The sequence below is a fragment of the Bradyrhizobium sp. 187 genome, assembly GCF_023101005.1.
Taxonomy (GTDB): domain Bacteria; phylum Pseudomonadota; class Alphaproteobacteria; order Rhizobiales; family Xanthobacteraceae; genus Bradyrhizobium; species Bradyrhizobium canariense_D.
The window spans coordinates 41543-64957 of the sequence record NZ_CP064693.1; the positions used below are offsets into that span (position 1 = coordinate 41543).

The window sequence follows — 23415 nt, forward strand, 5'->3', positions numbered from 1 at the left end:
ATTTGGTCAGGTCAGGCGCCGGATCGTCCGCTTGCGCCACACCAGAAGGTAATAGCCCATCTGCAAAAGGAACATGGCGCAGAACACGATCGGATAGGCGGCCCACACACCCTGAAGGCCAATCGTGCGGCTCAGGATCACTGCGGATGGCAGCTCGATCGCCATAATGGCGAAGACCGCGAGCAGCATTGGCGTCAGTGCCACGCCGGCAGCGCGCATCGCGCCGGAAAATACCGTCGCCAGGCCGAACGGCACCGAGCTCCACAGTGCGATGTTGAGCAAGCTCTTCGCCAGCTCGAGCACGGTGTCATCAGTGATGAAGATGCCGAGCACGGCGCGCGGCGCGAGATAGATCAGCGCCACCAGTCCGCCCGTCAGGACGATGTTGAACGCAAGTCCGGTGCGCACGATGCCGTCGAGCCCCGCTCTGTCGCCGCGGCCGACCGCTTGGGCGCCGAGGATGGAGACTGCTATCGAAATCGACATCGCCGTGAACTGCGTGTAGCCCATCACCTGGTTGACCGCGCCATAGGCTGCGGTGGCGTTCGAGCCGAAGCCGTTGACGAGGCCGAGCAGCACCAGCTCGGCGATCGCCATCACCACCATGCCGATCGCGCTCGGCAGTCCAATGCCGAGGATCTGTCCCAGCACCACACGATTGAGCCGCAGATGGCGCAGCAGTGCAGCGTCCGGTGCCAAGGCATGTTTTCTCCGCAGCAGATAGGCCGCCAGCGCGACCAGCGTCAGCGCGTTGGCGATCGCTGCCGCCCAGGCCGGGCTGGTGATGCCGGCCGCCGGCAATCCGAACGACCCGCGGATCAGCATCGGCGTCAGGATCAAGCCGATCGCGGTCGACAAGGCCAGCGCCAGCAAAGGCGTCAGCGCGTCACCGACGCCGCGGATCATCGCCGTCATCAGCAGGAAGACGAAGCCGAGCGGCATGGTGAGCAGCATGATGCGGGCATAGGCGCTAGCCTGGTCGAGAATGTCTGCGGGCGTTGCGAGCATCATCATCAATTGCCGGCTGAAGATGCCGCCGATCAGTGCAATTGCAATCGAGAGCAGCAGGCCGATTGCGAGCGTCGTGCCGACGATGAGCTTGATCCGGCCCTGCTCGCCCGCACCATAGGCCTGGCCGATCAGCACCGTGGCGCCGGTGCTCAGCCCCATGACGAAGGCGAAAAGGAAGAACATCACCGGAAAGAACACCGAGACCGATGCAAGCGCGTCGATCCCGATCATCTGGCCGAGATAGACGTTGCTGACGGTGCCGAACAGTGATTGCAGCGCGTTGCTCAGCATCAACGGCGCGAGGAAGCGCAGAAAACTTTTCCAGAGCGGCTTGGCTGCGGACATGGATTGGCCTTTCAGGGCCTGCGAAACCGTCGCCACGCGCAATGCGCGTGGCCTGGCCGTCGATGGGGTTGTGAGAAGGCGCGCACCTAAGCGCGGTCGCTGTAGGCGAGCTTGACAATGTGGTCGCGGATGTCGGCGGGCCAATCTGCGATCAGTCCGGTGAAACGCCGCCGATCATCCGCAAACAGCGCGCGCGATGCTTCCTCGAACTGCGGCAGATTGCCGGCCATGGTCGACATGAAGTGATAGGCCGCATCGCGCGCCTGCCGCTCGCGGTCCTTGTCGCCGCTGGCACGCCGCGCCTCTTCGACAAGTTTCCGTAGTGCGACCGAGGCGCCGCCTGCTTGCGCGCTGAGCCACTCCCAGTGCCGCGGCAGCAGCGTCACCTCGCGCGCGACCACGCCGAGCTTCGGCCGGCCGCGACCGCGCGGCTCGCTCGGCGATGCGGTGTCCTCAACCGGGGGCGGCACAAGCTTCGCCAGCCGCGCCAGCACCTCCCGGTCTCCGCCGCGCAGATCGAAGTCGATCGATCTGCCCGTGGCGTCCTCGAAGATGATGATGGGCTCGTCCGGCCGCTCCGTCATCCTCTTGATGACCAGCGCGACCTCTCCTGCTGGCCCGGAGACCAGACGGCGATGCCCTTGGAAAGCGGTGAAAGTCTTCTGCATTGGAATCATTGCCATATTGGTCGCGATGGCAGCTTTAATACCCGGGTAAATTGCTAAGGTCAATATACCCGGGTTAAAATACTCGACCGGATGGCTCGACATTGCGTTCCCGGGCTGGCACGAACGCGCGGCCGATCGAACCATGCCTAGCCCCGGGGACCACGCGATGCTGACCGTTCATCACCTCAACAATTCCCGCTCGCAGCGCGTGCTGTGGCTGCTCGAAGAGTTGGGCGTGCCTTACGAGATCGTGCGCTATCAGCGCCAGCCGGACATGCGCGCGCCGAAGGAGCTCCGCGCCATCCATCCACTCGGCAAGTCGCCCGTTATCACGGACAACGGCAACACCATCGCCGAATCCGGCGCGATCATCGAATATCTCATCGCCACCTATGGCAACGGCCGGCTGGTCCCGCCGCCGAACACGCCGGAGCGGCTGCGCTTCACCTACTGGCTGCACTATGCGGAAGGCTCGGCGATGCAGCCGCTGCTGCTCAAGCTGCTGTTCACGCTGATGCCGAAGCGCGCGCCGGCGTTGCTCCGCCCGCTGGTGCGCAAGGTCTCGAACCAGGCGCTTACTGCGCTGGTCAATCCGCAGCTGAAGCAGCACATGGACTATTGGGAAGGCGAGCTCGGCAAGAGCGAGTGGTTCGCCGGCAACGAGTTCACCGCCGCCGACATTCAGATGAGCTTTCCGCTTGAGGCAGCCCAGGCGCGCGGCGGGCTGGAGCTCGGCCATCCCAACGCGATGGCGTTCCTGGAGCGCATTCATGCACGGCCGGCGTACAGCCGCGCCCTCGAAAAGGGCGGGCCGTATCAGGTCGGTCGATAGTTAGCTTTTATCAGTCCGCGTGCAGCACGCGCCCGCGCGTCTCCGGGAGCGCGAAGGCGGCGATGAAGAACAGCGCGTAAGCCACCACCGCGAAGATGGCGATCGCATTCGCAAGCGACGTCGTCGCCGATAGCGCTCCGACCAGGAACGGAAACAGCGCGCCGATGCCGCGGCCGAAATTGTAGCAAAAGCCCTGGCCCGAGCCGCGCAGTCGCGTTGGATAAAGCTCGGTCAGGAACGCGCCGACGCCGGAGAAATAGCCCGAGGCGAAAAAGCCGAGCGGGAAGCCGAGCACCCACAGGACCTCGTTGGTGAGCGGCAGCTGCGTGTAGAGCAGCACAACCGCTATCGCGCCGATCGAGAAGGTCAGAAAGAGATTGCGCCGTCCGATCCGGTCGGCGAGCCACGCGCCGGTGAGATAGCCGATGAAGGAGCCGATGATCAGCGTCGAGAGATAGCCGGTCGAGCCGACGATCGACAGATGCCGCTCCTTGGTCAAGAACTGCGGCACCCAGAAGGTGACGGCGTAATAACCGCCCTGGCAGCCCGTGGCCATCAGCGACGCCAGGATCGTGGTCTTCAGGATCGGGCCCGAGAAAATCTCCCAGAGCGCCGGGCGATTGCCGCTCGCGGCCTGCTTGGCGCGGGCCTCAGCCGCGATCTCCGGCTCGGTCACCGAGCGGCGGATGTAGAACACCAGCAGCGCGGGCAACGCGCCGATCACGAACATCCAGCGCCACGCTGTCTCCGCCGGCAAAGCCGAGAACAGGATCGCCTGCGACAGCACCGCGAGGCCCCAGCCGACGGCCCAGCCCGACTGCACCGAGCCGACTGCACGCCCGCGATATTGCGGCCGGATCGCTTCACCCATCAGCACGGCGCCCGCCGCCCACTCCCCGCCGAAGCCGAGGCCCAGCACCGCGCGTGCGATCAGGAGCTGTTCGAAATTCTGCACGACCGCGCAGACCAGCGAGAAGAACGAGAACCAGATGATGGTGATCTGGAGCGTTCTGACCCGGCCGATATGGTCGGAGAGATAGCCGCCGAGCCAGCCGCCGATCGCGGAGGCCAGCAGCGTCACGGTGCCGGCGAGCCCGGCCGACCCCGCATCGACCTTCCACAGCGCGATGATGGTGCCGATCACCAGCGGATAGATCATGAAGTCCATGCCGTCGAGCGCCCAGCCTGCGGCGCACGCCCAGAACGTCCGCCGCTCCGGCGCGTTCATGTCGCGATAGAAGGCAAGAAGGCTGGTGTCCTCGATCTCGGCGCGTTCGATGCGCTGGTTCGGATCAACGGTGGTCATGCGCGATTCCCGACAGTGTTTTCTTTGGCAGTTTCTCTGGCCTGGCGGTGGTAGCACGCGCGGGGGCGCGCGCAAGCCGGCCGCCGGCCTTCGCGCCATGCAAGTACAGAGTTACTGCCCCGCTGCTTCCGCGCCCCGGGTGCGTGGATCGGGCGCGCCGAGCGGCCCGTTGGCGGTCACCGCGATCGAATTCGCCGATGTCTGCCCCATCGGCGTGACGATGAGATGATTCATCGCCTTCAGCTCGAGCAGCACATCATCGGGAAAGCCGCTCTCGACCCGGACCTCGTCGGGCAACCATTGGTGATGCAGCCGCGGCGCGGCCACGGCAGCCGCGACGTCCATCTTGTAATCGAGGACGTTGACGATCACCTGGAGCACGGCCGAGATGATGCGGCTGCCGCCCGGCGAGCCCGTCACCAGCACCGGCTTGCCGCCCTTCAGGACGATGGTCGGCGACATCGAGGACAGCGGCCGCTTGCCCGGCCCGGGCAAATTGGCCTCGAAGCCGACGAGGCCGTAGGCATTGGAAGCGCCGACCGCTGCGGTGAAATCGTCGAGCTCGTTGTTGAGCAGCACGCCGGTGCCGTCGGCGACGAGGCCGACGCCGTAGCTGAAGTTCAGCGTATAGGTGTTGCTGACCGCGTTGCCGCTGCCGTCGACGACGGAAAAATGCGTGGTGTTGCTGCCCTCATGCGGTGAGGTCGCAGTGGAAACGAGCTGTTCCGACGGCGTGGCGCGATCCGCGGAGATGGTTGCCCGCAGCTTGGCCGCATAGTCCTTGCCGGTGAGCGTCCCGATCGGCGCGTTGACGAAGGCGGGATCGCCGAGATAGCGCGCCCGGTCCGCATAGGCGCGCTTCATGGCCTCGATCAACAGATGCAGCGAGGCCGGCGATCCCTGCTTCAGATCGGCGAGCTGAAAACCTTCGAGAATATTGAGCGTCTCCACCAGCACCACGCCGCCCGACGACGGCAGCGGCATCGACACGATGTCATAGCCGCGATAGGTGCCGCGCACCGGCGCGCGGATCACCGCTTGATAGGATTTCAAATCCGCTGGCGTCATGATGCCGCCCGCATCAGTCACGGCCTTGGCGAGTTTTTCCGCGACCGGCCCTTCATAAAAACCGCGCGGGCCCTGTACGGCGACAGTCGACAGCGTTTCGGCGAGATCGCTCTGCACCAGCCTGTCGCCTTGGCTGAGCGGCGTGCCATCAGGCCGCGAGAATATCCGGGCCGAGGAGGGCCAGCGCACCAGCCGCTTGTGCCAGCCCGGCAGCGTGTCGGCAATGTCGTCGCCGACGAGGAAGCCGTCGCGGGCGAGCACGATCGCGGGCTCGAGCAGTTGCGCCAGCGTGAACCGGCCCGAGCCACATTTTTCCAGGGCGAGCGCAAGACCCGCGACGGTGCCGGGCACGCCGACGCCGAGCGCAGAATCCCGCGACTTCGCCGCATCGGGCTTGCCGTCGGCGCCGAGGAAAATCTGCGGCGTGGTCGCAGCCGGCGCGGTCTCGCGATAATCGATCGTGATGTCTTCGTTGCGCTCGGTGGAATGAATCACCATGAAGCCGCCGCCGCCGATATTGCCGGCCCGCGGATAGGTCACGGCCATCGCAAAGCCGGTCGCGACCGCGGCATCGACGGCATTGCCGCCGCGCCGCAGGATATCGGCGCCGACCTGCGCGGAGATTTTCTCCTGCGCTACTACCATGCCGTGTTCGGCGGGAACGGCGTGCACGGTGTCGAGCGCGGGCGGCACATAGGCCCGCCGCGCATCCTGCGCGGTCGCGGTCGGAAGTCCGAACGCCAGAGTGGCAAGGAAGGCGAAAAATGTCCGCCGTGTCGAAAAAGACGACATCATCAAACTTCCGCAATGGCCATGGGCAGTTCACATGCAGCGCTGCAATGCTATACGGTTTGCCCCGACAGAGGCAAAACTGTTCGTGATGAGGATTATGGAGTGACGACGATCGCCCGGGATGCGCGGATCGCCGGCGCGCAGCGGACCTATCCGCCGCGCAGCGCCGTCGTCAGCTGGATCTTCTTCGACTGGGCCGCGCAGCCTTATTTTACGCTGATCACGACCTTCGTGTTCGCGCCCTATTTCGCCACCGGCATTGCGCCGAATCCCGCCACCGGGCAATCGTTGTGGGGCTTTGCGATGGCTGCCGCGGGCCTCGCGATTGCCTTGATGTCGCCGGTGCTGGGGGCTATCGCCGATGCGTCGGGCCGCAGGAAGCCGTGGATCGCCGGATTCGGCGCAGTGCTGGTGCTGGCATCCTGCACGCTGTGGATCGGCAAGCCCGGCGATCCCTCGATCATTCCGCCGCTGCTCACCGCGGTCGCGCTCGCCAGCGTTGGCGCGGAATTCGCCACTCTCTTCAACAATGCGATGATGCCGACGCTGGTGCCGCCGGAGCGCATCGGGCGGCTCTCCGGCACCGGCTGGGCGACGGGGTATGTCGGCGGCATCGTCAGCCTGATCATCGTGCTCGGCCTGCTCGCCGCGAACCCCGAGACCGGTCGCACGCTGCTCGGTCTCACGCCTCTGTTCGGGCTCGATCCCGTCAGTCATCAGGGCGACCGCGCCGCCGGACCGTTGACCGGGCTTTGGTTCATCGTTTTCGTGACGCCGATGTTCCTGTTCACGCCGGACTATCCGGCGAAGCGTCCGGTGCGCGAGGCGCTGCACGAGGGGCTGTCGGAGCTGAAGCAATCGATCAAGGGGCTGCCGCAGCAGAAATCGCTTGCGGCGTTTCTACTCGCCAACATGATCTACACCGACGGTCTGGTGTCGCTGTTTGCCTTCGGCGGCATCTATGCCGCGGGTACGTTCGGCTGGCACACGATCCAGATCGGCACGTTTGGCATCATGCTCGCGATCGCCGGCGCGTTTGGCGCGTGGTTTGGTGGCAAGCTGGACGATCGCTTCGGGCCGAAGCGCGTGATCGCCGGCAGCATGCTGGTCCTGCTGCTGGCGCTGGCGGCGATCCTGCTGGTCGACAAGGATTCGATCCTCTTCATCAAGGTCGCGCCGCCCGCGCCCGGCGGCGGATTGTTCGCCGCCGCGTCAGAGCGCGCTTATCTGGTGCTGGGCTGCCTGATCGGTGCGGCCGGTGGTCCGCTGCAAGCGGCCTCACGTACGCTTCTGATCCGTCTCGCACCGAAGGACCGCATCGCGCAGTATTTCGGTCTGTTCGCACTGACGGGGAAAGTGACGTCCTTCATCGGCCCGCTGCTGATCGGCGTGATCACCGCGGTGACGGCGAGCCAGAAGGCCGGCATGGCCGTGCTGGTGGTGTTCTTCGTCGCGGGTCTGGCGCTGTTGATGCGGGTGCGGGAAAATTAGCGTCGTCCCGGCCTAGTGCGCAATTGCGCACGGGGACCGGGACCCATACCGCGTGATTGCTCGTTGCCGCGACACGGCCAGTACCGCACACCAAACTACTTCCTGGGCTATGGGTCCCGACCTTCGCCGGGACGACCCGTCGAGAGTTTAGTACACGACAGATCTAGTGCCTGAAGTGCCGCGTGCCGGTGAACACCATGGCGATGCCATGCTCGTCGGCGGCCTTGATCACTTCGTCGTCGCGCATGGAGCCGCCGGGCTGCACCACGGCGGTGGCGCCGGCCTCGATGCAGGCGAGCATGCCGTCGGCGAACGGGAAGAACGCATCCGACGCCACCACCGAGCCCTTGGTGAGCGGTTCGGCGAGCTTCAGCTCGGCGGCCGCATCCTGAGCCTTGCGTGCCGCGATCCGCGCTGAATCGACCCGGCTCATCTGGCCGGCGCCGATGCCGACGGTCGCGAGATCCTTGGCGTAGATGATGGTGTTGGACTTGACGTGTTTTGCGACACGGAAAGCAAACTTCAGGTCGCGCATCTCGGCATCAGTGGGCGCGCGCTTCGTGACAACCTTGAAGGTCATGTCGTCGACGACGGCGTTGTCGCGGCTCTGCACGAGGAGACCGCCCGCCACCGTCTTGGCGGTGAGGCCCGGCGCGCGCGGGTCGGGCAGGCTGCCGGCGAGCAGAAGCCGAAGGTTCTTGCGCGCGCCGATGATGGCGATCGCTTCCTCGCTAGCGTCAGGCGCGATGATCACCTCGGTGAAGATTTTCGTGATCTCGCGCGCGGTGTCAGCATCGAGTGCGCGGTTCATCGCGATGATGCCGCCGAACGCCGAGGTGGAATCGCAGGCCAGCGCCTTGCTGTAGGCGCCGACGAGGTCGGAGCCCTCCGCGACGCCGCAGGGATTGGCATGCTTGACGATGACGCAGGCTGCGGTGCGCTTGGCGTCGAACTCGCCGATGCATTCATAGGCCGCATCCGTGTCGTTGATGTTGTTGTAGGAGAGCTCCTTGCCCTGGAGCTGCCGCGCGGTCGAGACGCCCGGCCGCTTGTCGGGCGTCGCATAGAACGCCGCGGTCTGGTGCGGATTCTCGCCATAGCGCAGTGACTGGATCAGCCGGCCGCCGAAGGCACGGAAATCGGGCGCGTCGATCTCGAGCTGGCGATTGAACCAGTTCGAGATCGCGGCGTCATAGGCGGCAGTGCGCGCGTAAGCCTTGGCGGCAAGGCGCCGGCGCAACTTCAGCGTGGTTGCACCGCTGTTGGCGGCGAGCTCATCGAGCACGGCCTGATAGTCCTGCGCCTCGACCACGACGGCGACGTCGTCATGATTCTTCGCGGCGGCGCGGATCATCGCGGGGCCGCCGATGTCGATGTTCTCGATGCAATCCTCGAAGCCCGCGCCTTTGTCGACGGTCGCCTCGAACGGATAGAGATTGACGACGAGGAGATCGATCGGCGCGATCCCATGCGCCGTCATCGCATCCGCATGGTCCTTGTTGTCGCGGATCGCGAGCAGACCGCCGTGCACCTTCGGATGCAGCGTCTTCACGCGGCCATCCATCATCTCGGGGAAGCCGGTCAGCTCGGACACGTCCTTCACCTCGAGGCCGGCCGCGGCGATCGCCTTCGCGGTGCCGCCGGTCGAGATCAGCTCGACATCGTGCGCGGCAAGCGCCTTTGCGAAGTCGATCAGGCCGGTCTTGTCGGAAACGGAGAGAAGTGCGCGGGTGACGCGGCGGGGATGGTCAGTCATGAGCAAGATCCTCTGTCTGAAGGAGTAATGCCCAGGCGCGCGGCAGCTGTGTCCCGCGCTTCCCGATGGTGCTCCATCCAAGGTCGCCAGTCGCGCGAGCGAGGGCTCGATAGCAGTTTTCGGTCGCTATCACAACGACCAGATGGTGCCGAATCGCATGCGTCTACAGCGGAAGTTCCGGCTCCCGCCGTGCATTTCTGCGGGCATTCGTGACCGCCGGCGAGGCGGTGGAGCGCACAAAACTCCAGCGGATCGAGGGCGCCTGCCGCGCGTCCTGGCGGATCACGATCTGCGCGGTGCGGCGCGGGCCGTCATTGCCGGCCAGGGATACGCTGTCCTCCAGCTCCACCTTGTCGTCGAGCGCCTCGAAGGTCCAGACGTCGCGATTCGGGAGCACCAGCATGACGCCGCGGGCGTCGGACAGCCGGCTCGCCTTCACCGCCGGGTGCAGATGGAATCGCAGCGCGAAATCGGCATCCGGACCCTTGAAGCGCCCGCCTTGCGGCGGCGACAACGTGTCCTCGCCGTCGATGCGCGCGCCGTCATTGGCGATCATCAGTACGCGGCGGTGGATCGCGCCGAATTTTGTCAGGTAACCGTCATGCGACGTCGTGAGCAGGGTGCCGTTCTGCACGATTTCGCGATAGCTCTCAACCTCGACGGGGCCGCTGGTGACCGGAGCGCCGTGCAAGAGCCGCTTCATAGCCGACATCTCCACGAACTGGCATGACGAGGTGTCGTGATAGGTCAGCGTCGAATGCGCCGCCGTGCCGCGTGCGAACGGCCGCCAATTGTCGCGGCCCGTGGCCGGCATGCCGCAATTGGTGACGATGCGGCTGATGCCGGAGGAGAGTTCGAACGACAGGCAGCCGGCATGGGCGTCGTGGCTGACGCTGGCCGCCGGCGGCGGGCCCGTGTCGATGATCAAAGTGGTCTGGCCGGCATCGAGGCGCTGGAAACCGGTATGCGGCATGTTCGACATCGGCGCGCCGTGGGTGTCGTCATAGGCAAGCAGCGTCGCGAGCAGGTCCGACGGGGTCGCGCTCATGCCGTTGAACAGCGCGAAATTGCCGTCGCCGTGGCGGAAGAAGCGCAGCATCGGCATCATGCGGTCGATCGCGTTGAGCAGCGCGGGCGGCGGCGCGATGTTGCGCGCGGCAAAGGTCTGCCGCAGCGGCAACAGGTCGATCAAGAGCTCGATCAGCGCGCCCGGGTTGCGCGAGACATGGCCGCCGTCGGGCAGGATCTGCCGCTGCAATTCATCCGAGAGCTTTTTCGAGGTGCTGCGGATGTGACTTGCCTGGTTGGCAAGGCACAACGCCGCATAGCACAGCGCGATCAGCACCTGGAGCTTCGGCACTCCGTCGGGGATGTTGACCATGGTGTAGCGCAGCAAGCGGATTTCGCGCGCCAGCGCGCGCAGATACCGACGATAGAATTTGTTGTCGGTATCGTTCAGCACCAGCGGCGCCTGCGACAGCAGGGAGATCACGCGGCGCGCCAGCACGTCGGCGCGTCGCGCGACGGGACGGCGCTTGCTGGCGGGGTTGCCGATCCAGTCCTCGATCAGCGAGCGCGCATTTGCGCGCGTCAGCGCGGTGTCGGCGGCGCGCAAATGGCGCAGCCAGCCGAAGCCGAGCAGCGCAACTTCCCAATCTTCCGACGGCGGCTCGAGATCGAAGATCGAGCGGCCGTGGCAATTGACGATCTTGCCGGCGAAGACGAAGCGGCCGGCATAGATCTCGGCGGCGCGGGTCGCATCCGCGGTGCGTAGATCATGCGGCGCGATGATCAGCCGGTCGGCGCGGCCGGGCCAAACCCGCGACAGGGCGACGGAACCGCCGCTCGCGCGCGCGAGCATGTTCCGCGCGAAGCGGTTCATCACCAGCGTCGAGATACGTCTGCGTTGAGCGACCGACACGCCTTGCCTTGATGGGGGAGAGGATTCCGACGAATCCTTATTAATCCCAAAATCGGACGGCCGACACCACCTTGAACGACGCGAATCAGTGCCGTGTTTGCAAAATCCAGTGCAAAATCAGGATTTAACGAGCCGGGCCGCGAAAAATCCGTCGAGCCCGCCGAGCTTGGGATCGGCGTTCGGCAGATGGCTGGGCAGGGTGCGCAGATCGCCCTCGGCGGTAATGATCTCGCTGAGCCCCGACACCTCGGACGCATCGATCGGAACCCGGCGAAGACCGGGCTCCGCGGTCAGCAGCGCGGCGACCGCATGCTCGCCCTCTTCAGGTTCCAGCGAACAGGTGCAATAAACTAGCGTCCCACCGGGCTTGAGTAGCGAGACCGATTTTTGCAGCAGCCGCCGCTGGAGCGCGGTCATTGCGGCGATGTCGGATTCCTGCCGGAGCCAGGATACATCGGGGTGGCGGCGGATCGTCCCGGTCGATGTGCAAGGCGCATCAATGAGGATGCCGTCGAAGCCATCGGCAGGGCCGGCCCATTCCGCGGCGTCGGCGACGACGGTCTCGGCCTGCAGCGACAACCGCGTCAGATTCTCGCGCAGCCGTGCCACCCGGGCAGGCGAGCGGTCGATGGCGGTGACGTGCGCGCCGGCCTGCGCCAGTTGCGCGGTCTTGCCGCCGGGAGCGGCGCAGAGATCGGCGATGGATTTGCCCTTGATGTCGCCGAACAGCCGGGCTGGCAACGCAGCGGCGGCGTCCTGCACCCACCATTGTCCTTCGGCGAAGCCGGGAAGCATGGTCACCGCGCCGTGCAGCACCGTGCGCACCGATCCGGTCGGTAGCACTTCGCCATGGAGCCGGCTCGCCCATTGCGCGGCGTCCGACTTCACGGTCAGATCCAGCGACGGATCATGGCTGAGCGCGAGCGCCATGTCCCTTGCGACCGTCTCGCCATAATGCGCGCTCCAGCGCGCGACCATCCAGGGCGGCAGGTCCAGCGACTGCGCGGCAACCTCGTCCACCAGCGCCTTGCCCTCGCGGGCGCAGCGGCGCAGCACGGCGTTGACGAGGCCGGCATAGCGCGCGGCGCGCCGGTCGGATTGCACGAGGCGAACGGAGAGATCGACGGCCGCGTGATCGGGCACGTCCATCCAGAGGATCTGGGCGGCGCCGATCAACAGCGCGCTCTGCGCGCGCGGCGCGTCGGAGGGAATGCCCTTGTCGAGCAGGCGGGACAGCACATGGCCGAGCGTGCCGAGCCGGCGCAGCACGGTGGCGACCAGGCGGCGCATCAGCGCGCGGTCGCGGTCGGGGAGCGTCTTCAGTCCGGGATGGGCGCCGCTGCCGTCGAGCTGCTCGTCAAGTGTGCGGTGCTTGTGCAGCACGCCGTCGACGATGTCGGCGGCAATCCGCCGCGCCGCGAGACCGGGCACTTCGGATGGAGGAGCGAAACGTTGAGAAGGCATGCGGAAACAAGGTTCTGAGCAGCGGCAGTTCGCCGTAATGGGCGCATGCCTTGAGAAGGCGATCTCTGGCACGCGAATATGCCAAATGTAAGAATCGCTTCCGGGTTTTTCAGCCCTTTCGGAGCAATTTCAGGAATGCGTTATTGGGCGTCGCGCCGCGGGCCGTCCCGCGCTAGAAAGCCGCCTATGAGTGACCAGCCTCCCGTTCCCGACCGCAAGCAGCTTACGCCGGCCGCCCAGCGCGCGCTGGCCGAGGCCGAAGCGCGCCGTCAGGCTGCGGCAGCCCGAGCCAAGAACGACGGCGAGGCGGCGCCAAAGGAGTTGCAGGGCCCAAAAGGACCCGAACCGACCCGCTATGGCGATTGGGAGCGCAAGGGCATCGCTTCCGACTTCTGAAGCTTGTCTTTTGAGGCTCGCTTGCCGGACTGCCCGACTCAGCCCTAGCGTGCGCGGATGTCGCGTTTCGATCCAAGCCATCCATATCGGCCTTCATACAGCGGCTCGCCATTTGGTCGCCGGTTCTCAGGGCTGTTGCCGTGGATGTTCGTGGTTGGAATCGTGGTGGCCGTGGTGTTCACGTCCCGGCATGGGATGAACTGGCAGTTCCCTCACGTGACCGACGGTCAATCACGAGACGCCGAGATTGTGCTCCAGCAAGGCGGCCATCCCGATCGTCGCGAGCCGGTCGATGTCGTTCGCACCATTGACGGCGACACCTTTCTCGCACGCGTTCGTCAGCGCGACGGCCGCGATCTCATCGTGCGCGTTCGCCTGCGCGGCATCGACGCACCCGAGATGAAAGCATCCTGCCAGGAGGAACTGGACAAGGCCGAAGCCGCGGCCCGCGCATTGCGCGATCTGCTCGCACAGGGTGGCGTGACGATCACCAACCTCGGTGCCGACAAATATGGTCGCGTTCTCGCCGACGTCGCGACCAAACGCACGACCAATGTCTCGGCGGCGTTGCTCGCGGGCGGTTACGCGCGGAGCTACAATGGCGGCCATCGCGACGGCTGGTGCGCGCGGAGCTGGCGCTTCTGGTGACAAAAAGCCGCGTCGAACGACGCGGCTATTGCCGTGTCGTCCTGATGCCGGCGATCAGCGCGTCACGACCACCGTCGTGCCGACCGAGACGCGGCTGTAGAGATCGGTGATGTCGTCGTTGAGCATGCGGATGCAGCCATAGGAGACGAAGCCGCCGATCGAGCCCGGCACGTTGGTGCCGTGGATCGCGTATTCACCGCCGGACAGCGTCATCGCCGCGACGCCCATCGGATTGCGGGGCGAGCCGCCCGGGATGACGTCCGGGATGCTGGGCTTGTCGCGCTTCACCTCGGCGGGCGGCGCCCAGGCCGGATTGCGGTACTTGCCGTCGATGCGGGTGGTGCCGGCCCACTGCTTGCCGGACTTGCCGACGCCGACCGGGTAGCGCACGGCGTGGCCGCTATCGAGGACGAGATAGAGCCGACGCTCGTTGGTTTTGACCACGATGGTGCCCGGCGAATAGTCAGCCAGGTTCGTCCCCACCATTTCCGGCCGCGCCTGCGCCGCCGTCAACGTTAAGACCCCAGTCACGACGGTGGCGGCCAGCGCCACAGCAATCCTCATCGACATCGATTTTCCCCTTGCCCCGAACGGACCGTCCAAGATTACGCAAAACCGGCAATCGCCGGCTCGCCAAGTCCTTGTTAGGGGACATTCTTAACCGCGCCTGTTAACCGGATGGTTTCCACGCACGGCCGCCAAGGGCCAGCCAGCAGGGGGAACAAAGGAAATGTTCGAAACAAAGTAAATGACCTGAAAACAACACTTGGCGGGAAAGATGCCCGGGCGCCGGGGCGCGGCCTGACAAGTGCGTGAGGATGTGAACGGCCGTTGTTCGGGGGAGCGCTAACGCGGGGATGCGATCTCGTGTCCCGGACGCGGCGCAGCGCGAAGCGGTGCGACGCAGAGCCGGGATCTAGAAGGCCACAGAGTCTGCCGTTGCATCGGCCCCGACTCTGCAGCGCACCGCGAAGTGCGCGCTACGCTGCGTCCGGGGCACAGGACGATGTGGCTCAGACCGCCTTTTTGTTCTGACGGTTCTTGACGAGGTCGTCGACCACGCCGGGATCGGCCAGGGTCGAGGTGTCGCCCAGGCTGCCCGGTTCGTCCTCGGCGATCTTGCGTAGGATGCGGCGCATGATCTTGCCGGATCGGGTCTTGGGCAGGCCGGGCGAGAACTGGATCTGGTCGGGCGCAGCGATCGGGCCGATCTCCTTGCGCACCCAGGTGACGAGCTCCTTGCGTAGATCCTCGGTTGGCTCGATGCCGGCCATCAGGGTCACATATGCGTAAATGCCCTGACCCTTGATGTCGTGCGGGTAACCGACCACGGCGGCTTCCGAGACCTTCTCATGCGCCACCAGCGCGCTTTCGACTTCGGCGGTACCCATGCGGTGGCCGGAGACGTTGATGACGTCGTCGACGCGGCCGGTGATCCAGTAATAACCGTCCGCATCGCGCCGGCAGCCGTCGCCGGTGAAGTACTTGCCCTTGTAGGTCGAGAAATAAGTCTGCTCGAAGCGGGCGTGGTCGCCATAGACCGTGCGCATCTGGCCCGGCCATGACCGCGTCAGGCACAGATTGCCTGATGTCTCGCCGTCCAGCACGTTGCCGTCGGCGTCGACGATCTCAGGCACCACGCCGAAGAACGGCTGCGTCGCCGAGCCCGGCTTGAGCTTCGTGGCGCCGGGCAGCGGCGTGATCAAAATGCCGCCGGTCTCGGTCTGCCACCACGTATCGACGATCGGGCAGCGGTCGTCGCCGACGACGCGGTGATACCACTCCCAGGCTTCCGGATTGATCGGCTCGCCTACCGAGCCGAGCAGGCGCAGGCTGGCGCGCGAGGTCTTCTTCACGGGCGCGTCGCCGCTCCGCATCAGCGCGCGGATCGCGGTCGGCGCGGTGTAGAAGATGTTGACCTTGTGCTTGTCGATGACGTTCCAGAATCGCGAATTATCCGGGTAATTCGGCACGCCTTCGAACATCAGCGTGGTCGCGCCGTTGGCGAGCGGTCCGTAGAGAATGTAGCTGTGGCCGGTGACCCAGCCGACGTCGGCGGTGCACCAGTAGATGTCGCCGTCGTGATAGTCGAAGACGTATTGATGCGTCATCGCGGCGAACACGAGATAGCCGGCGGAGGTGTGCAGCACGCCCTTGGGTTGGCCGGTCGAGCCCGAGGTGTAGAGGATGAACAGCGGATCCTCGGCGTGCATGTGCTCGACCGGGCACTCGGTCGTCACCATCTTGGCGGCGTCGTGGTACCAGAGGTCGCGCGAGGGATTCATTTCGACCGCGCCGCCGGTGCGCTTGACCACGACGACCCAGTCGACGCCGTCTGCCTTGGCGAGCGCCGCGTCGACATTGGCCTTCAGCGGCACCTTCTTGCCGCCGCGCAGGCCCTCATCGGCGGTGATGATCACCTTGGACTGGCAGTCGTTGATGCGCTGGGCGAGGCTGTCGGGCGAGAAGCCGGCGAACACCACGGAGTGAATCGCGCCGATCCGCGCGCAGGCCAGCATCGCGTAGGCCGCCTCCGGAATCATCGGCAGGTAGATGGTGACGCGGTCGCCCTTCTTGACGTTCCGGGTGCGCAGGATGTTGGCCATCCGGCAGACCTCGTCGTGCAGCTCCTTGTAGGTGATGTGCCGGGATTGGGAGGGATCGTCGCCTTCCCAGATGATCGCGGTCTGGTTGGCGCGATTGTGGAGATGCCGGTCGATGCAATTATGGGCGACGTTGAGAACGCCGTCCTCGAACCATTTGATGGAGATGTTGCCGGGCGCGAAGGAGACGTTCTCGATCCTGGTCGGCGCGTGCATCCAGTCGATGCGCTTGGCCTGCTCCGCCCAGAAACCGTTCGGGTCCGAGATCGAGCGGGCGTACATGTCCTTGTACTTGGCCTGGTCGACCCAGGCGCGCTTCGCCCATTCTGCGGGGACGTCGTAGATCTTCTCGGACATGTTTCCCTCCACATACGGCGAGCCGAGCACGGACCACTGGCGAGCCGACTTGATCGTTGAACCGATTATGCGTCGGGCTAACCGGACCCGACAAGGTGCACAAGCTGGACCTTCGGCGAGCAGCCTGCCATGCGGAGGATCAAGCCGTTTCGTGCGACTGTCGCAGTTTTGAAACAGGGCGACGGGCGGCTTTGGGGTCTTCACCCAGATGCTCGGAATGGGCCCGCGCAGAGCGCCATGCATTCAGCAGAGGTATTTAGAAACCGCCTCTCACTGATTCGGGACTCGCAACGCGGTTCGGAACACCCTAAATGGCCAACCCGGGTCCAACGAGACCCCTTGGAACAAAAATCAGAACAGCGGCATTGACCGACAACAGACAGGGCTAAGGCATAAGACTATGATGGATCAGCAGAATCTCGGGACGATACGGCCCGCTTCAGCCGATCCTGCAGCCATCGCGCTGGCCAAAGCCCTCGGACAATGGCCGAAACCGGCCGGTTCCGGCCGTCCCAGCCCGAAGAAAGTGTTCGACGCGGCGCCGTCGACGACGGTCGAGGCCCTCGCCAAGGAACTGGGCCTGCGGCTCGGCGACCAGAACGAGCTGACCATCCGCCGCGTCAGGCGCGGCAAGGGCTATTCGTTCGTGCGGCCTAACGGCGTCCACATCCGCGATGCCCGCACCATTCGGCGGCTGCATTCGATGGCGGTGCCGCCGGCCTATCGCGAGGTGCGCTACTCGGCCGATCCGAGCACGCATCTCCAGGCAGTGGGACGCGATGCCGCGGGCCGGCTGCAATATCGCTATCACGCCGATTGGGAGAAGGTCCGCGAGCAACGCAAGGCGCATCGCCTGGAAAAGCTCGTCGGCGCGCTGCCCAAGATCCGGCGCAAGGTCTCGGCGTTCCTGTCGGGCGACGAGCCGACCCGCGAGTTCGCGCTCTCCGCCGTCATCGAATTGATCGCGCGCACCGCGATCCGCCCCGGCAACGAATCCTATGCCCGTCTCAACGGCACCCGCGGCGCCACCACGCTGCTGAAGTCCAACGTCTCGCTGGAAGACGACAGCTTCGTGCTGACCTTCAAGGCGAAGGGCGGCAAGGCGGTGCGCAAGGAGTGCGACGCGGCCAAGCTCGTGCGCGCCATCGGGATCTTGCAGGGCGTTCCCGGCAAGCGCATGTTCCAGTATCGCGATCCCTATGGCATCGTGCGCGCGGTCAGCACCACGCAGGTGAACGCGTTTCTGCGCGAGATCGCCGGCATCAAGATCTCGCTGAAGGATTTCCGCACGCTGATGGCCTCTGCCGTCGTCGTGGAATCGCTGTCGCGGATCACGCCGGCGACCAGCCAGCGCGGCCGCAAGAAGCAGGTGCTGGAGGCGATCCGCGGCGCTGCCGACCAGCTCTCCAACACGCCGGCGATCTGCCGCAAGAGCTATGTTCACGATACCATCGTCACCGCGTTCGAGGACGGCATCCTGGAACGCTTCGCCGCGACCATGAAGGGCCAGCGCTCGCAGGCCAGGCGCGAGCAGCTTTTGCAGCAGGTGGTGGCGACCGCGGCGGTCTGACCTCGGCGTCGTTACGCCTTGTTGGAAACGCCGTTGTCGGGACCGGGATCGCCGCCCGCGGCTGCCGCCGTGAGCCGTCCCAGATAGTGCGCCCATCCCGTCGCGTGGGCGGCCGCCTGTTCCTCGGTCGGCAGCCCGCTATGGGTCATGCGCAGCAATGTGCCGCCGTCGCGTTCGATCAGGTCGATCTCGATCAGGCTTGAGCCGGGCGGCACTTCCTGGCCGCCCTCCCATCCAAACGTGTAGGCGAGCCGATGCACCGGCACGACTTCGCGGAATGCGCCGCGGGCAACGCCGCCGCGGGGGCCGATGCCTTTGAGCAGATACAGCCCGCCGGGATGTGGCTCCGTGGTCGCGTCGGAACCCATCCAGCTCAAAATCTTCTCGGGGTCGGTCAGGTAGGCGAAAACGGTGGCGCGTGGGGCCGCGATCTGGGTCTCGCGTCGCACTATGAACGGTTCGGTCATCGACGATCACCCCTGGGCTGACACTGGGACATGGCGGCGCTCGAGCGGCCCGTCAAGGATTGCCCGTGACAAAGACCGCCTGCCTTCGTCATGATCGGGCCATGCACCTCTCGCCGACACTCGCCTGGCTTGTCGATGCCGCCGCCGATAGCGCCGGCGCCGACCGCCTGCTCGCGGACCTTGGCGCACATCTGGTCGCCGATGGCGTGCCGCTTGCGGCGGGCAGCCTGACGCTGGAGGTGCCACATCCGCTGATCGCGAAACGGACCTGGTTGTGGCGCGCGGAGAACGGCCGGGTGATCGAAGCGCTCGGCTTCGCACCAGGCGGCCTCGCGCCCGACCCGCCCAACGATGCCGGCCGCCGCTGGCTGCGCGACATCGCGGAGGGTGAAGTGCACGAAGATTTGGTCGGACGGCCCGACGGGCCGTTGCTCGGCTGGATCGGGCCGCGTCCGTTCACCGCGGACGAGACCGAGCAATTGCGCCAGGCCGCGCGCTTTGCCGCCACACCCCTTGCCGTACTTGCCGCGCGTGCAACGTTGCGCGCGACGCTGGATGCCTATCTCGGCAAGCGCAGTGCGGAGCGGGTGCTGGCGGCACCCCTGCGGCGCGACCTCGGCGAGACCATACAGGCCGCGCTGCTCTATGCCGATTTGCGCAACTTCACGCTCCTGTCGGAAACCAATCCGCCTGCCGAGGTCATCGCGGCGCTCGATGCCTGGTTCGATCGCATCGCCGGCGCGGTCCACGCCTTCGGCGGCGAGGTGCTGAAATTCATCGGCGACGGTGTGCTCGCGATCTTTCCGGTGGTCAGGCCGTCACCGCGCCAAGCGTCCGATGCAGCTCTGCGTGCCGCGCGCGCAGCCGAAGCCGGGATGGTGTATCTCAACGCGGAGCGCCGTGCTCAAGGTCTGCCGCCGCTCGCGTTCGGCGCGGCGCTGCATCTCGGCGAGATGCTATGGGGCAATATCGGTGCCGCCAATCGGCTGGATTTCACCGCAATCGGTCCCGCCGTCAATCTCGCCAGCCGGCTCGAAGGATTGTGCAAGCCGCTCGGCAGAACCGTGCTGGTGTCGGGCGCGCTCGCCGCGGAAACCGACATGCCTCTGATCGCGCTCGGATCGCATTCGCTGCGGGGCATCGCCGCGCCATGCGAGATATTTGCGCTGCCGGAGAAACAAGCTCCGATGTCGTAGCCCGGATGAGCGTAGCGACATGCGGGATCGCAGCAGTAGTCCCGGATATCGCTTCGCTCATCCGGGCTACAGCACCCAAGCCTACATCCCGCCCATCTTGCAGACGAGCTTCCATTCCTCGGCCGTCACCGGCTGCACCGAAAGGCGCGAATATTTCACCAGCGCCATGTCGGCGAGTTTCTTCTCGGCCTTGATCGCGGCCATCGTCACCGGAATCTTCAACGGCTTGTCGGCCTTGATGTCGACGCAGACGAATTTCTCGGTCTTGTCGGTCGGATCGGGGTAGGCTTCCTTGATAATCTCCGCGATGCCGACGATCTCCTTGCCCTCGTTGGAATGATAGAAGAACGCCTTGTCGCCCTTCTTCATGGCGACGAGGTTCTGGCGCGCGGTGTAATTGCGCACGCCGGTCCAGGCTTCGCCCTTGGCGCCTTTCGCCACCTGCTGGTCCCAGGACCACACCGATGGTTCGGATTTCACCAGCCAGTACGCCATGTTCATTCCTCCGCCTTGAAAGGTCGCGTCATGAGCCCCGAGATCGCGGCGTCGATCGTGCTTCTGCCGGTCAGGATCGATGCGACGGCTTCCGATACTGGCATTTCGATGTTTTGCGAAGCCGCGAGCTCGATCAGTACCGGCGCGGTGAATTCGCCTTCGGCAAGCTTGCCGGCGGGCGGCTGCTCGCTGCGGCCAAGCGACAGGCCGAGCGCAAAATTGCGCGATTGTGGGCTCGAGCAGGTCAGGATCAGATCGCCGAGGCCAGACAAGCCCGTGAGTGTTTCGCTGCGTGCGCCGAGCGCGCGGCCGAGGCGTGTCAGCTCGGCAAAGGCGCGGGTGGTAAGTGCGGCCTGGGCGGAAGCGCCGAGCTTGCGCCCGACCGCGATGCCGACCGCGATCGCCAGCACGTTCTTGGCGGCGCCGCCGATCTCGACGCCGCGGACATCGGTGGAGTGATAGGGCCGGAACGTCGGCGAGCCCAGCGCCTGCACCAGGTGGCTCGCCAAGGCGTCGTCCTTTGCGGCCAGCGTCACCGCCGTCGGCAGGCCACGCGCGACATCGTCGGCAAAGCTCGGGCCCGACAGGATCGCCGGCTGCGCGTGAGGCGCGGCCTCGGCGATCACGTCGGTCATGAATTTATGGGTGCCGTGCTCGATGCCCTTGGCGCAGGCAATGATCGGCACCGGCTTTTCCAGGTGCGAGGCGAGCATGTTGACAGCACCGCGCAGATGCTGCGCGGGCACTGCGATCAGCAGCATGTCCGCGCGTGCGGCGAGGGCCAGGTCGCTCGTGACGATGATCTCCGGCGCAAGCCGCACGCCCGGCAGCCGCGGATTGTCGCGGCTCGATGCGATTCGCGTCGCGTGCTCGGAATTGCGCGCACACAGCGTCACGTTCCGTCCGGCCCGCGCCGCCACCATCGCCAGCGCCGTGCCCCAGGCGCCCGCGCCGATCACCGCGACAGATCGGAACGCTGTCATTGCTAGAATCCCGCGCGTGTCTTGCCGTATCCGGCCGGTGCCGTCGCGTTCGCATCGAGCAGCCAGCGCGCGCGAGGCTGTGCTTCCATCGTGTCGGTCATGCCGAGCGCGAGACGTTCCGCGCCGGCCCAGGCGATCATTGCACCATTGTCGGTGCAGAGCGCCGGCGGCGGCATGATCAATTGTGTTCCGGCTTTCCTCGCAACGTCATGCAGCGCGCCGCGGATCGCCTGATTGGCGGCGACACCGCCGGCCGCCACCAGCGCACGCGGTGCACCGAACTGCTCGCGGAAGAGTTTCAGGCCGACGCTCAGCCGGTCGGCGGTGGAGTCGAGCACGGCGGCCTGGAAGCTCGCGCAGAGATCGTTGACGTCCTGCGGTGTGATCTCGGCCAACCGGCTTGCTTCGTTGCGCACCGCTGTCTTCAATCCCGAGAGTGAGAAGTTGGCGTCGGGGCGTCCCTGCAGCGGCCGCGGAAACGCAAATCGCGCGGCATCGCCGTTGGCTGCCGCGCGCTCGACCTGCGGGCCGCCCGGATAGGGCAGCCCCAGCATCTTCGCCACCTTGTCGAAGGCTTCGCCGATCGCATCGTCGACGGTGGTGCCGAGCCGCACATACTGTCCGACGCCGGTGACGGCAACGATCTGGGTATGGCCGCCCGAGGCGAGAAACAGGCAATAGGGAAATTCGAGTGCGTCGGTCAGGCGCGGTGTCAGCGCATGCGCTTCCAGATGGTTCACCGCGACCAGCGGCGTGTCGTGCACCATCGCGATCGCCTTCGCGGTGGTGAGCCCGACGATGACGCCGCCGATCAGTCCCGGGCCCGCGGCGGCCGCGACACCGTCGAGCTGGGCGAAGTCGATGCCGGCCTCAGTCATGGCGCGGTCGATGATGCCGTCGAGCAGGTCGACATGGGCGCGGGCCGCGATCTCCGGTACCACGCCGCCGAAACGGGCATGCTCCTCGACCTGCGACCACACGATATTGGACAGGATCTTGCCGCTGCCGTCAGGCGCACGCTCGATCACCGCCGCGGCGGTCTCGTCGCAGGTGGTTTCGATGCCCAGTACCAGCATTGGCGAATTGTTATCCAATTTGCGCCCTTCCCGCCCCCTTGCGCTCATCCGCAAAGCAGAGTTCTGGTACGTCCGGTAGCATTCCGGGGTCGGCCAACGCAATCGTCACGCGCTGCCGTTCCTCGTGAAAGCGCCACCGCCACGTGGTTCGGGAACACAAGCGATGTCCATTCTTGTCACACGGCCGCATCCCGACAATGAGGCGACGTCGGAAAATCTGCGTGCACGGGGTCATGTGGTGCTGCTCGCGCCGGTGCTCAAGTTCGAGCCGGTCGCCTTCCATGACGAGAGTGAAACGAGCTACAGCGCCGTCATTGTCACATCGGCCAATGCGATCCGTGGCGTCGCATCGCAATTACCGGACCTTGGTCTCCTGCAGCTGCCGCTGTTCGCGGTCGGCGAGCACACGGCTGCCGCCGGGCGCGATGCCGGTTTTGCCGAGGTGATCGTCGCCGGTGGCGATGCCGCTGCCCTGCGCGACAAGGTGATGCAGAGCGCGCGCGACAAGCGGCTGAAGAAAAAGAGCACGTTGCTCTATCTCGCGGGCGCGGATCTGTCGCGCGACCTCGGCGGGGAGCTGGGCGCCGAAGGCTTCATCGTCATCACGCAGACGACCTATCGCATGGCGCCAGTCAAGCTGTTGCCGCGCGATGTCTGTGAAGGCTTTGCCGCCCATGGGATCGAGGCGGTGCTGCACTACTCCCGGCGCAGCGCGCGGGCTTTCCTGGAGGCCGCGCGGGCGGAAGGTGTCGAAATCTCGGCTCTGGCGATCCCGCAGTGCTGCCTGTCCGAGCCGGTCGCCGGCGTACTGCGCGAGGCCGGTGCCTCGCAGGTTCTGGTTGCGGCGACGCCGGACGAAAATGCCTTATTTGACACCTTGGAGCGTGCTTTGCGCACCCGTTTGGCGTAAGAGGTCGGGCCGAATCCGACGCAATCGGGTCCGTTCGTTCAGGGCAGGTAAGTGTGAGGA

20 protein-coding genes and 1 riboswitch are annotated in these 23415 nt (G+C 65.8%); of the genes, 7 read left to right on the top strand and 13 right to left on the bottom strand.

Annotated features, from left to right (window positions below):
* Positions 1-6 precede the first annotated feature (6 nt).
* Positions 7-1356: an MATE family efflux transporter gene (locus IVB19_RS00215; RefSeq protein ID WP_026233859.1), complete on the bottom strand. Its 1350-nt coding sequence runs from the start codon at positions 1354-1356 to the stop codon at positions 7-9.
* An 86-nt stretch (positions 1357-1442) separates the two neighbouring features.
* A complete protein-coding gene (locus tag IVB19_RS00220; protein WP_018459683.1) occupies positions 1443-2039 on the bottom strand; it encodes a DUF2239 family protein in 597 nt (198 codons plus the stop codon).
* A gap of 151 nt (positions 2040-2190) precedes the next feature.
* On the opposite strand from IVB19_RS00220, the gene IVB19_RS00225 reads away from it, so the two are divergent.
* Positions 2191-2856 carry a glutathione S-transferase family protein gene (locus tag IVB19_RS00225; protein WP_018459684.1) on the top strand — a complete coding sequence of 222 codons (666 nt, stop codon included), beginning with the start codon at positions 2191-2193 and terminating at the stop codon, positions 2854-2856.
* A gap of 10 nt (positions 2857-2866) precedes the next feature.
* On the opposite strand, the gene IVB19_RS00230 is transcribed toward IVB19_RS00225, so the two are convergent.
* Together IVB19_RS00230 and ggt are read right to left on the bottom strand one after the other, a co-directional pair.
* Positions 2867-4162, bottom strand: a complete 1296-nt coding sequence (locus IVB19_RS00230) for an MFS transporter (RefSeq protein WP_018459685.1) — start codon at positions 4160-4162, stop codon at positions 2867-2869.
* A gap of 111 nt (positions 4163-4273) precedes the next feature.
* Positions 4274-6025 carry a gamma-glutamyltransferase gene (ggt, locus tag IVB19_RS00235; RefSeq protein WP_247820863.1) on the bottom strand — a complete coding sequence of 584 codons (1752 nt, stop codon included), beginning with the start codon at positions 6023-6025 and terminating at the stop codon, positions 4274-4276.
* Between the two features lie 99 nt (positions 6026-6124).
* Here ggt and IVB19_RS00240 point away from each other — a divergent pair, with 99 nt between their 5' ends.
* Positions 6125-7513 carry an MFS transporter gene (locus IVB19_RS00240; protein ID WP_018459687.1) on the top strand — a complete coding sequence of 463 codons (1389 nt, stop codon included), beginning with the start codon at positions 6125-6127 and terminating at the stop codon, positions 7511-7513.
* Between the two features lie 163 nt (positions 7514-7676).
* On the opposite strand, the gene purH is transcribed toward IVB19_RS00240, so the two are convergent.
* The 3 genes from purH to IVB19_RS00255 all read right to left on the bottom strand — a co-directional run bounded on the left by purH (position 7677) and on the right by IVB19_RS00255 (position 12654).
* Positions 7677-9269: a bifunctional phosphoribosylaminoimidazolecarboxamide formyltransferase/IMP cyclohydrolase gene (gene purH, locus IVB19_RS00245; protein WP_018459688.1), complete on the bottom strand. Its 1593-nt coding sequence runs from the start codon at positions 9267-9269 to the stop codon at positions 7677-7679.
* Between the two features lie 22 nt (positions 9270-9291).
* Positions 9292-9373: riboswitch (ZMP/ZTP riboswitch) on the bottom strand.
* 59 nt (positions 9374-9432) lie between these two features.
* Entirely contained in the window at positions 9433-11151 is a 1719-nt protein-coding gene (locus IVB19_RS00250) for a heparinase II/III family protein (RefSeq protein WP_026233860.1), read from the bottom strand.
* Between the two features lie 156 nt (positions 11152-11307).
* Positions 11308-12654, bottom strand: a complete 1347-nt coding sequence (locus tag IVB19_RS00255) for an RsmB/NOP family class I SAM-dependent RNA methyltransferase (RefSeq protein WP_026233861.1) — start codon at positions 12652-12654, stop codon at positions 11308-11310.
* Positions 12655-12840: 186 nt separating this feature from the next.
* On the opposite strand from IVB19_RS00255, the gene IVB19_RS00260 reads away from it, so the two are divergent.
* Entirely contained in the window at positions 12841-13050 is a 210-nt protein-coding gene (locus IVB19_RS00260) for a DUF1674 domain-containing protein (protein ID WP_018459691.1), read from the top strand.
* A gap of 57 nt (positions 13051-13107) precedes the next feature.
* On the top strand, positions 13108-13698 hold the full coding sequence (locus IVB19_RS00265) for a thermonuclease family protein (RefSeq protein WP_026233862.1): 591 nt from the start codon (positions 13108-13110) through the stop codon (positions 13696-13698).
* A gap of 54 nt (positions 13699-13752) precedes the next feature.
* Here the strand turns inward: IVB19_RS00265 and IVB19_RS00270 are convergent, their stop codons facing one another.
* Positions 13753-14268, bottom strand: a complete 516-nt coding sequence (locus IVB19_RS00270; RefSeq protein WP_018459693.1) for a L,D-transpeptidase — start codon at positions 14266-14268, stop codon at positions 13753-13755.
* Positions 14269-14711: 443 nt separating this feature from the next.
* Entirely contained in the window at positions 14712-16658 is a 1947-nt protein-coding gene (acs, locus tag IVB19_RS00275; protein WP_247295805.1) for an acetate--CoA ligase, read from the bottom strand.
* A 400-nt stretch (positions 16659-17058) separates the two neighbouring features.
* Here acs and IVB19_RS00280 point away from each other — a divergent pair, with 400 nt between their 5' ends.
* Positions 17059-18228 (top strand): DNA topoisomerase IB, encoded by a 1170-nt coding sequence (locus IVB19_RS00280; RefSeq protein WP_018459695.1) that lies wholly within the window; start codon positions 17059-17061, stop codon positions 18226-18228.
* An 11-nt stretch (positions 18229-18239) separates the two neighbouring features.
* Here the strand turns inward: IVB19_RS00280 and IVB19_RS00285 are convergent, their stop codons facing one another.
* Positions 18240-18695 carry an SRPBCC family protein gene (locus tag IVB19_RS00285; RefSeq protein WP_018459696.1) on the bottom strand — a complete coding sequence of 152 codons (456 nt, stop codon included), beginning with the start codon at positions 18693-18695 and terminating at the stop codon, positions 18240-18242.
* 101 nt (positions 18696-18796) lie between these two features.
* Here IVB19_RS00285 and IVB19_RS00290 point away from each other — a divergent pair, with 101 nt between their 5' ends.
* On the top strand, positions 18797-19891 hold the full coding sequence (locus IVB19_RS00290; protein WP_018459697.1) for an adenylate/guanylate cyclase domain-containing protein: 1095 nt from the start codon (positions 18797-18799) through the stop codon (positions 19889-19891).
* 81 nt (positions 19892-19972) lie between these two features.
* On the opposite strand, the gene IVB19_RS00295 is transcribed toward IVB19_RS00290, so the two are convergent.
* Genes IVB19_RS00295 through tsaD form a run of 3 tightly spaced genes read right to left on the bottom strand, consistent with a single transcriptional unit; the run spans position 19973 to position 22445 of the window.
* Positions 19973-20386 (bottom strand): EVE domain-containing protein, encoded by a 414-nt coding sequence (locus IVB19_RS00295; RefSeq protein ID WP_026233864.1) that lies wholly within the window; start codon positions 20384-20386, stop codon positions 19973-19975.
* Between the two features lie 2 nt (positions 20387-20388).
* Positions 20389-21369: an NAD(P)H-dependent glycerol-3-phosphate dehydrogenase gene (locus tag IVB19_RS00300; RefSeq protein ID WP_018459699.1), complete on the bottom strand. Its 981-nt coding sequence runs from the start codon at positions 21367-21369 to the stop codon at positions 20389-20391.
* A 2-nt stretch (positions 21370-21371) separates the two neighbouring features.
* Complete coding sequence (tsaD, locus tag IVB19_RS00305) at positions 21372-22445, bottom strand: tRNA (adenosine(37)-N6)-threonylcarbamoyltransferase complex transferase subunit TsaD (RefSeq protein WP_018459700.1); 1074 nt, start codon at positions 22443-22445, stop codon at positions 21372-21374.
* Positions 22446-22608: 163 nt separating this feature from the next.
* On the opposite strand from tsaD, the gene IVB19_RS00310 reads away from it, so the two are divergent.
* Positions 22609-23355, top strand: coding sequence for a uroporphyrinogen-III synthase (locus tag IVB19_RS00310; protein ID WP_018459701.1), 747 nt, complete (start codon positions 22609-22611; stop codon positions 23353-23355).
* The last annotated feature ends 60 nt before the right edge of the window (positions 23356-23415 follow it).